General features: G+C 54.0%; 4 protein-coding genes. 3 read left to right on the plus strand and 1 reads right to left on the minus strand.

Features of this window, described 5'->3' with window-relative positions; translation table 11 throughout:
* The first annotated feature begins 113 nt into the window (after window positions 1-113).
* From ACXYMP_RS15990 to ACXYMP_RS16000, 3 genes are read left to right on the plus strand one after another with little or no spacing between them, the layout of a single operon-like run.
* A complete protein-coding gene (locus tag ACXYMP_RS15990) occupies window positions 114-10,136 on the plus strand; it encodes a PKD domain-containing protein (RefSeq protein WP_458907621.1) in 10,023 nt (3,340 codons plus the stop codon).
* Between the two features lie 7 nt (window positions 10,137-10,143).
* Window positions 10,144-10,605, plus strand: a complete 462-nt coding sequence (locus tag ACXYMP_RS15995) for a hypothetical protein (protein ID WP_458907623.1) — start codon at window positions 10,144-10,146, stop codon at window positions 10,603-10,605.
* Window positions 10,606-10,654: 49 nt separating this feature from the next.
* Window positions 10,655-11,113, plus strand: coding sequence for a hypothetical protein (locus ACXYMP_RS16000; protein WP_458907625.1), 459 nt, complete (start codon window positions 10,655-10,657; stop codon window positions 11,111-11,113).
* Window positions 11,114-11,167: 54 nt separating this feature from the next.
* Here ACXYMP_RS16000 and ACXYMP_RS16005 read toward each other — a convergent pair whose 3' ends face one another.
* Window positions 11,168-12,778, minus strand: a complete 1,611-nt coding sequence (locus tag ACXYMP_RS16005; RefSeq protein ID WP_458907627.1) for a GspE/PulE family protein — start codon at window positions 12,776-12,778, stop codon at window positions 11,168-11,170.
* Between the last annotated feature and the right edge of the window lies 1 nt (window position 12,779).

The raw sequence follows: 12,779 nt of genomic DNA on the forward strand, positions 1-12,779 counted from the left end.
GGTCATTTGCAATGAATGAGGCAAAGAATACAAAAAACAGTTGATCCAACTATTGACATCTTGTTACCACTCTACCCTAGAACGTAATTTACTAGTATTTGGGGAGAGTGTGTTTGGCCCGCTCAATTCTATCTGCCGCTTTTATTGTTTTTATTTCATTAGTTGGCACAGTTTTCGCCCAAACTCCCCTTCAACCTAGGACTGCCGATGTCGGAGAGGCAATCCGGCTTGATCCCACAGATGGTTTGCGGATCCCACTTGCAGACTCTGTCCACTTTGAGTGGAGCTGGTTGGAGCGTCCAGCGACATCGGTCGTAAACTTCAGCGACCCTATAGCGCTTCGTCCCGAGGTAACAATTGATGTTGCTGGCCGTTATGTTGCGCAGGTGATTGTACGCAACGCAAGTGATCCAACGATAGAAGTCGCGACCGGGTCACTCGAAATCAACACAGGAGACACTGCACCGGTCGCTGCTATCATTGCGCGCGGGCTACCTGAAGGCAGCTCCCCTCTTGTTTTGGATGGATCACGCAGCATTGATTTAGATGGCGGGCCTCTGAACTATTCTTGGTCGGTAATTTCGGCGCCAACAGGTAGCGACGCGCGTATCACCTCTGCCGACCTCCCCATGGCAAAGCTTCGTATGGATCTTGAAGGAACCTATGTTGCGGGACTGACAGTGACCGATGAAGTAGGCCAAGCCTCGGAACTGGCGAAGTTCGAAGTTGATTTTCTTCCGAACTCTGGGTCAGTAGATAGCTATCGCCTGTCCTACGATGAGACTCATTCTGGCGTCGACAACGTTGTCGACAGTTTCGATCTTGGCGACCGTTCGGCTGGTAACTTTGGCAATTCGCAGATTACTGGGTTTGAGCTTGGGTCTGACGTTCTAAGTCTAACATTGGCCGGCATGCCCGTAACTGCCAGCACAACTGCAGAACTCTACGCACTTGTGGATATTCTTGAACTGGACAGTGACGACGCAACGAACGTGCGGATGTCGCCAAATGTTGACGTCGATGAGGTTACCTTCATTTTCGGAGGTACTGCGGGTGCCGTGACGATCACTGACATTATTGGTGCCGAATTGCTGCGTACTGAATTGGATGCGCGCGGCGCCGACGTCTATGAAGGGGTTGGAGGGCGCCAAGTTGGACCAGAAGCGTCGGCTCGGTTTGACCAACTCAGCGCCGAGGTCGGAGAGATCATCAGGCTCGAACCCTATGCATCGACTGACATTGATGGCTCGGTCCTTGTGTCGGAGATTGCCGTCTTGGCAGCCCCATCGGGGGCGTCGCCCAGCATATCGACCGACATTGATGGCATGTCTGAGCTGAATTTCGATGTCGCTGGCGAGTATCTGGTGTCCTATCGAGTCAGCGACGGTCTGCGCAATTCGTTCGATCAGGTCCTTGTTGTTGTAGGGCAGGGGGCGAATGTACGTCCGGTTGCGCGGATTCAACCTGTAACAACTGCCCAAGTTGGCACACCGTTGGAACTTGACGGGACCCAGAGCTACGATCTCGATGGCGACCTGATCCGGCATGGATGGTCTTTGCTCTACGTCCCAGCTGGAAGCGCCGCCACGGTTGCTGAAGGAAGCTCTGCGACTGCAAGCTTTACGCCTGATGTCGAAGGCGACTATGTCGTGCAGTTGGAAGTCCATGACGCGACTGCTCCCGGCGCACCCACTACGCAGCTTGTTCGAGTTGCCCCCGCTCTCCCTATTGCTGAAGCGGGACCGGATCGTCTAGCGGGAGATGTTGGCCATATCACCCTTGATGGTACTTTGTCATCGGGTGCGGATCTGACCTATGGCTGGGCTTCGCTCGGGCTGACCGGAGATGGGTCGGCATCGGGGATCAGCGATGCAAGCCTCGCCATGCCGCAGCTTAGCCTTGCCGTGCGTGAGGGTCGTTTCCGCGATGTGATTAAGCTGGCATCTGTGTATCATTTCAAACGCAGTGATGCGGGTGGTCTGTGTCAGTTTGATACGCGAACGCCAGCGGACGTGGTTGAATCATCGTCGTCGGAGCAGATTTCGATAACATTGCATTCCAGAGGACAGACGACCGCTTCCGGGTCGAAGCTCTTGGTCTGGGAGATTGAGAACAAGAATCAATATACACGCGAGGTCAGGCTCGAGGATCAGGATGGGAACGATCACGGCTCGTTTGTCGTTCCTGGTCGCGTTTCGGTTCATGTGACGACAGCTGATATTGGCAAAAACAACCAGATGTATGCCTTTGTTGGCAGTGCGGCATATGCTGACGATCGCCCAAAAACAAACCCATTCAATCGCAACAACCCGGTATGTACGGGGCCGGGTGCAGGAGTCGTCCAGCTGATTGTAAAAGACAGCGCGGGCCTCTCTCTTCCGGATACCGCGTTTGTTGGCAACACAAATCTTCGCCCTGTTTTGCTGTCAGGCCCCAAACTCGACCTGATTTCGGGGCAGACGGTGGAACTTTCCGGTGCAGCCTATGGGTCAGATCCAAATGGTGATGCCTTAAGCTACAGCTGGTCCCTTATCTCTCGTCCTGATGGCTCCTCAGCAACGATTACGGCTGATCCGGCGACCAAGAAGTTTGCTGGAAGCGATCTTACTTTTGCGCCGGATCGCGTGGGTGTCTACCTGGTTCAAGTTGAGGCAAGTGATGGTCAGCTGAACGCGGTGCCCGCAGTTGTGCGCATCGAAGTCCTGAACTCCCCTCCTGTGGCAGTCGCAACAGGTCCAGCAAACGTGTTCGTTGGTGAGACCGGTATTTTTGATGGCACTGCATCCAGCGATATTGACGGCGATGCGCTGACCTACCTGTGGACGCTGACCGATCGTCCCGACGCGTCGACATTTGAGATTGCCGACCGGTTCGCGCCTACCGTGACCTTTTCACCCGACCGCCGCGGAGATTACGTGTTTGAGCTTGTCGTGTCGGACTACGAGTTCAGCTCGGACCCAGTGACCGTAACTGTCACCGCACCGAACCGGGCGCCGGCCGCAGGGCTGAGCGGCCCGTCGGAAATAGACGCTGCTGAAGAAGTAATATTCAGCGCGATGGGTTCAACTGATCCTGACAGCGATCCATTGACTTATGCGTTCGAGCTCACGTCTCAACCAGCAGGATCAAGTCCGCTTCTAGCACAAACCGGCGACGGAGACGCGACGTTCTCGGCTGCAGTATCTGGGCCCTACACACTGGAAGTCACGGTTTCTGATGGGCTTCTGAGCGATGTGGCTGTCATTGAGTTTGAGGTCCGTTCAAGAAACCAGGCACCTGTCCTTGGAAGTATCAATGACGTTTACACGGTCGAACTTGGGCTTGAGTTTGCACTCGATCTTCAAGGGAGCGACCCTGACGGCGACGCGATTTCATTTTACGCCACTCCTCTGCCTCTTGCCGAAGGTATCTGGGTCAATGCGGCGGACGGAACAATCAGGTTCAGACCAGAGGCTGGGCAGCTTGGGAGCTACAGTTTCACTGTCGGTGTTTCTGACGGTGTCTTGGTTGATGAGGCCGTGCTGACGATTGACGTTGTTGATGCCACAGCAGGTGACACAGCAATTCATGGTCGTGTCCTTGATGCCGAGCAATTCGCACAAGGCGTGGAAGTGCCGCTGTCCGGAATGCAGGTACGCCTGCGTGACGCAGCTCTTATGACTGTGACCGATGTGTCAGGCGAATTTAGCTTTGGCAGCCTTGCTGGCGGTTCAGATCAGATTGTCATTGATCCTTTCGCCGACGGTGGACCCGGAGGTTATCAGGGGGCAGTTAGAGCTGTCCAAGTGACTGAAAATCAGATCCGGGATCTGGATCCTGACTTCTTGCTTGCACCTTTGAACGATGGTTGCGCCCCCGTTGTTGCGGGTGTTGTGACAGTGTTGGAAGGGGCCGCGAGCGGCGTGTCCGTAACTATTCCCGCCGACAGTATCGAAGACATGGCGGGCGGAACCTTTACAGGTGAGGTTTGCCTTGGGTCGTTGCCTCAGCTTTTCGCAGATACCGGCCTTCCCCAGGATACGCGAGCGTGCAATATCTATGCGCTTAATGCTCCAGGAGCAGTGTTTACCCAAGGCATTACGGTAAGCGCCCCGAACAATGACTTGCTGCCGGAAGGTGCTACTTTGGATTTGTGGCGCAAATCCATGACCACCGGCCAATACGCTCGCTCAAGCGGTGCGCATGTTGACGCAGGCGGTATGACCGTAAGCGCGTCCGCACAAGGGTTTTCAGAGGGCACGCTGTTCAGTTTACTTCCGCTCCAGCCTTCGACGACAGCGTCAGCTGACCAGCCGACAGGGAACAGCACGCTATCAGCGCTTACGGGTGACATGAACCAAGTCTACACGCTGCCTGGATACACGGCCTTTGGCCAGGCACAGACAGTCGGTTTTAGCTATCACAGTCAATCCGCGAACCCGACCATTGTTGTGTCGGGTGATGTAACGGTTTCTGAAAACGCGTCCCTGCCTGAAACGCTATCGACTCGAATTTCGGTCGGTGGCCTCTCTGTCGACGACACCAATGCTTGGACACCGCGTCTTGGAGCTGACGGACACATTCCTGCGCTTCTTGGTGAAACCGTGTCGCTTCGCCAATCGATGCCGGTTGATGGATCTGGTCTGGATAGTGGGCGGTACAACTATGATTTTGTCGCCAAAGCGAACTATGCATGCTCTACGGTTGCGTCATCGCATTCAGCAACCCTCCACGTGCAGAACGAAGCAGCTAGTCCATACGGAAATGGTTGGTCCGTTGATGGCCTCCAGAAGCTGGTTGAAGGCCCGGATGGCACGGTTTCGATTTTCGATGATGACGGTGTTTCGACATTCGAACCCGGCCCAACGCTGACGAAATTCCTTGATGAAGGTGTCGTGTTGCCTGCAATTGGACCAGCAGGAATTGAAGTCTATGACTACAATCAGAATGGTCGCCCTGAAATTGCGTGGGCCGACACTGGAACAGGTGACATTGTCTTTGCCGAGCGCGCTATTGATGGGAGTTTTGGTATCTCCCGCCGTGTCGCCGTTGCAGACCCAGCAAGTGTTCCGGAGACTGGCCCATTTGTGCCCAATCTTTCGGATCTCGCGCTTGGTGACTTCAATGGTGACGGAGATCAAGACTTGGCCTATGCGCTCTATTCGGGCAAGGCCGTTCGGTATCTGTCAGACTTCACAGCAGCAAATCCGGATACAATCTCTGTTCATGATCCATCACGCCAACTGGTGACATCGCTCGAGGCAGCTGATTTTGATGGAGATGGCTATGACGATCTCGTTACGGCGGAGATTTCCACGGTATTCATTGGTTACTTCTGGCAAGCATATGCTGATCTTTGGCGTGGGAGCGCCAACGGCCTAGATGCCAATGAAGTACTGTTGAGAGACACCTATCTGACTTTGGCAGCACCTCAGCAGGCGTCGCAAGGTGACATCAATGGCGATGGGTTGCCGGACATTTTCTTCCGCATGCCGCGAGGCTGGCATGTGTTTACAATGAAATCTCCGCGCAAGCAGAAATGGGGTGGCGGAGGAGGTCACTATGCTCTTGGTCAAAATATGGCGGTTGGCGACCTCAACGACGACGGCCTCGATGACTTTGTAAATAACACCCCTGCCAATCTGGCTGTCCATTTCAACCAAACAGATGGCGTAGATGGGGAGATTCTGTTTGGTGGCACTGTCTATCTGCCGCGCCCCGCCGTTCCAGACGTTGAGAAGGCGGCAACAAATGTCGTCGATGCTAATGGTGATGGGTTTGATGATGTAGTCATTTCTGTGGGCGGCAAGATCTATGTCTACCACAGCAATGGTGACGGAACTTTCCAGCCGATCAGCGAAGTGGACCTTGGGCACGGACTTGGATCGGTGCGCATCGCTGATATGAACGGCGATCGCAGCCCAGATCTGATCTCGACCACGCGTTTCTTTGTCTATATCGACTTCTCCGATCCCAGCGCATCCGGAACCTATATTGCAGGCCTAGGTGATTTTACCCAACTTGAACAACTTCCAGACGGGACTTGGGAACGCCGATACAAAGATGGCACGAAAATCCTGTTTGATCAGAACGGGCTGCAAGTTGCAGAGATTGATCCACAGGGCAATCGCAAAGAATATGGATATGATGCCAACAGTCGGCTGGTAACAATCACTGATCAGGTCGGTGGAGTTACAACCTTTGCATATGCCGCAGATGGCCGCATGGCATCGGTCACCTATCCGGATGGTCGGACCACATTGTTCGAACATGATGATATTGGAAACCTGAGCGGAATCACTGAACCGACGGGGACACAGGTTTCGTTCTCGTACGATGAGAATGGCCGTTTGGTCAGTTCGACCAATCAGAACGGTAACACCACGAGCTACAGCTATGATGCTGTGGGCAACCTCTCGGGTGCGGTATTGCCCGATAGCTCGTCTATATCGACTCAGATTGCGTCCTCGCTTGGTTTGATTGATGGGCTGGGGAATGTCCCCGCGCAACCGTTCATCTACGTGAAACCTGAGGACAGAGTCACAACGGTTACGGATCGTAAAGGGCAGGTTACCACAGTCGAAGTAAACCAATTCGGGTCTGTAATCCGGACGGTTGATCCGCTTGGTCGCGAGACTCGCATTCACCGAAATGAAGAAAACCTAGTCACCCGAGTGGAGCGCCCCAGCGATGTATTGCCAGATGGGGTGCGAGTTGACGAGATCGAGTACGATTTCCTCGACAATGTTGCGGCGTTCACGGAAGCCCTCGGCTCGCCTGTAGAGCGGACTACGCGCTACACGTATGACCGTGATCATAGCAAGGTCACGCAAATGACTGATCCCGACGGGCAAAAGACACTCTATGAATATGATGCCACGGGTCTTACTACGAAAATTACGGATGCTGAAGGCGGGACACGTAGTTTCAACTACGACGCCGATGGGAAACTCGCATCTCGGACCGATGAAAACGGAAATCTGACGTCGTTCACGCACGACGCTCAACGTAATCTTGAGACGACAACCTATGCCGACGGATCCATTACTGCGCTGACATATGACGCAGCGGGTAACACGGTTGTCATTGCCGAGGCTCAAGGAACACCAATCGAGCGTCAAGTTCAGCGAAGCTACGATGCGTTGAATCGTGTGCTGACCGTTGAGGTAACTGGTGCTGACGGTGCGCAGATAGATGGTGTAACGACCTACAGCTACTTGCCTGCAGGTAATCTGGCCTCTGTGGTCGACGAGACAGGTCTTGTGACAACCATGACCTACGACCAGATGGAGCGGTTGGTCGCAGTCGATGATCCTGCTGAGGGATTGATCCAACGCGTATACAATACAGCAGGTGAGATCGTCAGCCATATTAACGGAGATGGCGAGGCCCATAGCTATGCCTATGACGAAGTTGGTCGCCTGACCGACACAGTTGACCCAGGCGGTTTCGAGAAGCACTTCGCCTATAACCTGCAAAACAGCATCTCGACAGTCACTGATGGTCGCGACGGGGTAACCAGTTTTGGCTATGACGCGCTTGAGCGCATGACAACTCGGACAAATCCGATCGGCGAGACCATGACGCGCAGTTATGACGCGCGCGGGAATTTGTTGACGCTCACACGAGAGGACGGGGTGGTTGAGACCGCGAGCTATGATGGTCTGAGCCGTCGTACTAGCGTTGTAACGCCCGACAATGTTTTGTCCTATCGCTACGATGCCCGTGGCAATCTGATCAAGGCTGCGGATACCGACAGTCGCGTGGCCTTCACCTATGACCTGCGCAACCGTTTGCTGACTACGACCACGGATGGTGCGGTCGGCGTGCAGCCGCAAGTGACATTGAGCTACTCGTATGACGCGCTGGATCGCAGGACGACCATGGCGGATTCTCTGGGGGGTACCACATCCTACGCCTATGATCCCGAGGACCGTCTCACTGATCTGACGGCGCCGTGGGGTACGGTCTATAGTTTCGACTACGACGGAGAAGGGCGCCGCACATCGCTGACCTCAACGTCGGGACGTGTTTCGCAGTACGGAAATACCAACGGACTTCTGACGGCTCTGAGCCATGTGCAGTCCGGGGTGGCCTTGACCGATTTGGAGTACCAATACGGCCCGGACGGCCAGCTCACGGCAATTCTTGACAAGATCAACTCGCTGAAGTCGAAGTTCATTTCCTATGATGACTTGAACCGTCTGGTGCAGGTGGATGAAGGTCTGCCACCGATTGATGGCGGTGTGCCGGTGCCGGTCGAAGACTACGCCTATGATGAAGAAGGCAACCGAACGGCGTCGCACCTGTCTGCGCTCTATTCCTCGAACGCTCATAACCAGCTCGAGGAAGATGAGGACTATTCCTACGCCTATGATCAGCGCGGCAACCGGGTCTCAAAGACCTCCAAAGCCAACGGGGATGTCGAGACCTATGCTTATGACAGCCAAAACCGTTTGGTAGGCTACGCAAATGCGACGCTGAGCGCGCGCTACGCCTATGACGCACTGGACCGTCGGATCGCCAAGATTATCGACGGACCGGGCGAGGATATCACCCCTCCGGGTCAGGCCGAGCCATATGCCTTGAACCTCACGGCACAAGATGACGTTGACATCCCGGACCTTGAGATCACGGGGCCCTTCACGGTCGAAGCTTGGGTGAGGTTCCCGTCTGGAAGTTCAATCCACTATGACGATTCACTTGTGTCAGATGGCACAGTGGAGCAGACACTCAATTTCTATCAAAACAGGTTCCGGTTCTATTCCGAGCGGGCCGACAGGCTTGTCGCATCCACGGCCTCTTCACATGATGTCTGGACGCATTACGCGATCACACGGGATACGTCCGGCATCCTGAGGATCTACATTGATGGTGTGTTGGATGTGGCTGGCACAGCGCCTTATACATATCCGCTCAAAATCGGAACGATTGGACGACCGACCAACCGGACAATTGGTCAGTTTGACGATATCCGCATCTGGTCCGTCGCGCGGAACGAAAGCCAGATCGCGGCGGCTCGCGGGGCTTATATGGATCCGGCGACCCGCGGTCTGGAACGCCTCTATCGCTTCGACGAAAGCCTGACCGAGGTCGTGGACGCGACTGGTACATCTGCCCCTTCGGCTTTGGGAGCCGGTGTCACCATCGTACCCTCAACTGCTCCTGTAGCGTCGCTCCCGGCAGCGCCAGCCGCTCCCGGACCGAATGCTGAGGTGACGGCGTATGTGTATGACATATCCGCCGAAGACCCACTCGCGCATGACGATATCGTTCTGGAGTATTCAGACGATATCCTGACCCGTCGTTGGCTTCACTCCAATGCGGTGGATGAACCAGTTGGGTTCGAGGAATACGTAAACACCTCTGGTGTCGGGTCCGGGCAGGAGCGCAGCATGTTTGCGGATCGTCAGGGGTCGGTGATCTGGGTGACGGAGCCTGCGACGGGCACGGCGCTGGCGGCGTATGAGTATGATGGCTATGGCCAGATCACCCAGACGCAAGGCACGCTTTCTCAGCCCTACGGGTACACAGGTCGCGAGTATGATGCGGAAAGCAGACTCTACCACTACCGTGCACGGGCGTATGATCCGGAGGCAGGGGTGTTTACGCAGGCGGATCCGATTGGATTTGGAGCGAGGTCACTTAACCTTCACCAATATGTCCTTAACAATCCGTTTAGATTTAATGATCCAAGCGGGAACACCACTGCGGATGCAACTTTGACGACTGCCGCTGCTGGAAGTTCAGGTGGAGCAGCCGTAACAACCGTTGGAATTGGTATTGCCCAAGGGCCGTTCCAATCAATTATGGCGATGCTTCGAACAGCTAGTGGCCTGCTAGCTCTGGAAAGATCTGTATCCTTGGTGAAGTTTCCCGAAGGCCCTCACGGCGATTGCAACAAGGGAGACATGAAAAGATACAGTACCCAAATGAAGAAAGAATATAGGCGTATTGAGAGTCAAAAGCTCTCTTGCGACCAACTGGGCACAAGCGCAAGCGATATTGTTTCGCGACAATTAAGAGCCACCGAGCTAGGCCGCGCTATCTACCTACGCGAACTGCACGCTGCCGTTTGCTTTAGGGGTGGAGATCGTGGACACCGGGAAAGAATTGAGAATCTTTCCAAAGCAAGGGAGGCATGCCTTGATTTCTAGAGTTCAATTGGAACGCTACGAACAAGTTCTATCAGAGTTGAATGTCGCCTTTAAGGTGGTCAATGAAACTCCTAGGCTGCCAAGCCAACTAGGAATGGTGGATCCGCAGGAGGTATCGTTGTTCAATCATGTGAACTGGACTGTTGCTGGTATTGAAGAGTACCTGCTCACTTCGGATGTTACATCCTATCTTGATCAAGAGCTGTTCTTCAAAATGGTTCCACACTGGCTTAGGATCATGTTGGATACGGCTATTGATGGAGATGGACGGGCAGGAAACATTTGGGTGCTTTCTTTTTGCAGTGGCTGCATGACAGAGCGCCTCAAGGACTTCTTAGAGCTTGCAACGATAGATCAGTTGCTCTCTGTCAAAAACGCTATCCAGCTCTACGCGGATATTTCATTTCATGATCCAGAGAAGATGCAAAGAACGGAATTCTTTGCCGCTCTGGCACAAACTACTGCGTAATAGCAAATGGACCTTTGCTGGAACGTAGGAAACTAGTTGTGACACTGTCATGACCAAAGGAAATCATTTAACAGAGCTACGAAGAGCTTTTCCTGAAGCTGATGTGTCACGCAAGCAAATCGAGTTTGCTTTGTTGGCGACCTGCCCTGAGTTGCCCGAGGCGCTTTCAATCGGGACTGGTTTTCTAATCAACCATCTGGACTTCGATTTGCTTTCTTCTGTCCATCCACAGGTGTTTAGGAATATGCTGCCGAGTCTCCTTTACGGCCTTACCCATTTTCTTGAAGAACAGGACAATCCGGTTGTCTACGCTGTTTTCAAAAATCTGATTGATTATCCAAATGTTGAGTTTTGGGACGAAAAGTTCATTGCAAAATGGGCCGACATGACGAGTGAACAATACGACTTGATTGAGATGTGTTTGAACAGGTGCGGACCGGCATTGGGCGAGTTGAATCTTAACCGGGCACATTCGACTTTGTCAGCGCTGAGGCAGCTGAGTGCATAGCGATGTGTTTGTAGCTACTGGACGATTTCAGCGTGTGGAGTTCTTCTTGAAAATTCATTCTGTGAAAGTGGATATGCCACTACCGCCAAGTGCCCGCAAAACTTCACTTTCCGGATAACGCCCGTTCTCTAAGCCTCTTTCAGCATCCCGCCGCATGTCCACAAATCCGGAATTTTCTGCAACACCCGCAAGCTCCACCCCTGTCTTTTCTTCAGAAATGGCCTGAGCGAGCGGTGGTGTCACAGTAAGCAACTCCGAAATCACCGTCCTCCCCTTCATCCCGCTTGAGGAACAGTCGTCGCAGCCAGCTCCCTTACAGTTGGGGCACGTACGTCGCACCAAGCGTTGAGACAGTACGCCGCGCAGGGTTGCTGCGATCAGATAAGAGGGCACGCCAAGATCTCGAAGGCGGTCGATGGCGGAGATGCTGGAGTTGGTGTGGACCGTGGACAGAACCAGTCGCCCGACGAGCGCTGCGCGCACTGCGATCTCGGCCGTTTCTTCATCGCGGATTTCGCCGACCATCACGACGTTTGGATCCTGTCGTAAGATGGCGCGCAAAGCGGAGGCGAAGGTCATGTCGATCTCTGGCGCGACTTGAACTTGGTTGATACCCTTCAACGCATACTCAACCGGGTCTTCGACCGTCACGATTTTACGGTCGCTTTTGTTGATCTCTTCCAGCGCGGTGTAGAGCGTGGTTGTTTTGCCCGAGCCGGTTGGGCCCGCAACGAGGAAGATTCCATTGGGTTCGTTGATCAGATCAGTGATGTCCTTCGCGCGCTCGTCCGAATACCCCAATGCGCCCCAGTCCAAGGCAACATGTGAGCGATCCAAGAGGCGCAGCACGATGCTTTCCCCATACATGGTGGGCAGGGTGGACATCCGGATATCAATCATCCGGCCCCGGACCGACAGATCAGCGCGCCCATCTTGGGGGCGGCGCCTTTCCGAGATGTTCAGGTTGGCCATAACCTTCAACCGGCTCACGACAGCAGCGCGTATGTCATCGCGCAGGGTGTTTTGAGTGAGCAGTACGCCATCCACCCTGTATCGGATGCGCGCGCCGTTCTCCTGCGCTTCGATATGAACATCGGAGGCATTGGCGGCGACCGCTCCTGCGATGATGTCATTGACCAGTTTGATAACGGGCCCTTCATTCGCCAGTGCGCGCAGTCGATCAATGTCACTGCTTGATGCGCCGATATCTGACGTTTCATCTGTCGAAAGCTGTGTAACCAGAGATTTGATCGTGCTGGGCGTTGCGATGACCGGACGTATCTTCGCCTTCAGATGGTAGGAAACGCTGTGCAAAACATCGTCGGCACGTGGATCATCGGTAGCCACGTAAACGATGTCATCCTCGTGTTTGATAGGAAAAATACCGACGCGTTCCAGGAAGTCGTGGGCGAGGCTGAAGGCATCCACCACGGATGTGTCGAAAGTCGGGGCGTCAATGAAGGGAAGTTCCAAGTATTCCGCAAGTGACTTATAAACCTCATCTTCTCGGACAAGGCCGATTTCCAGTAACGTACGCTCAATCGTCGTACCGGTTTCTTCACAGGCTTCCAAGGCGCGATTGGCTGCCGATTGATCCAGGGTGCCTTGGGATTGCAGTTGGTTCAGAAAGTCCCGTGGATCGATGTCTTTGAATATCTGTCCCATT

It is taken from the genome of Aliiroseovarius sp. CAU 1755 (genome assembly GCF_054482655.1).

Excerpts from the sequence above, each read along its gene's own strand:
- ACXYMP_RS16005 (WP_458907627.1), bottom strand. The coding sequence starts at position 12,778 with ATGGGACAGATATTCAAAGACATCGATCCACGGGACTTTCTGAACCAA.
- ACXYMP_RS16000 (WP_458907625.1), top strand. The coding sequence starts at position 10,655 with ATGACCAAAGGAAATCATTTAACAGAGCTACGAAGAGCTTTTCCTGAA.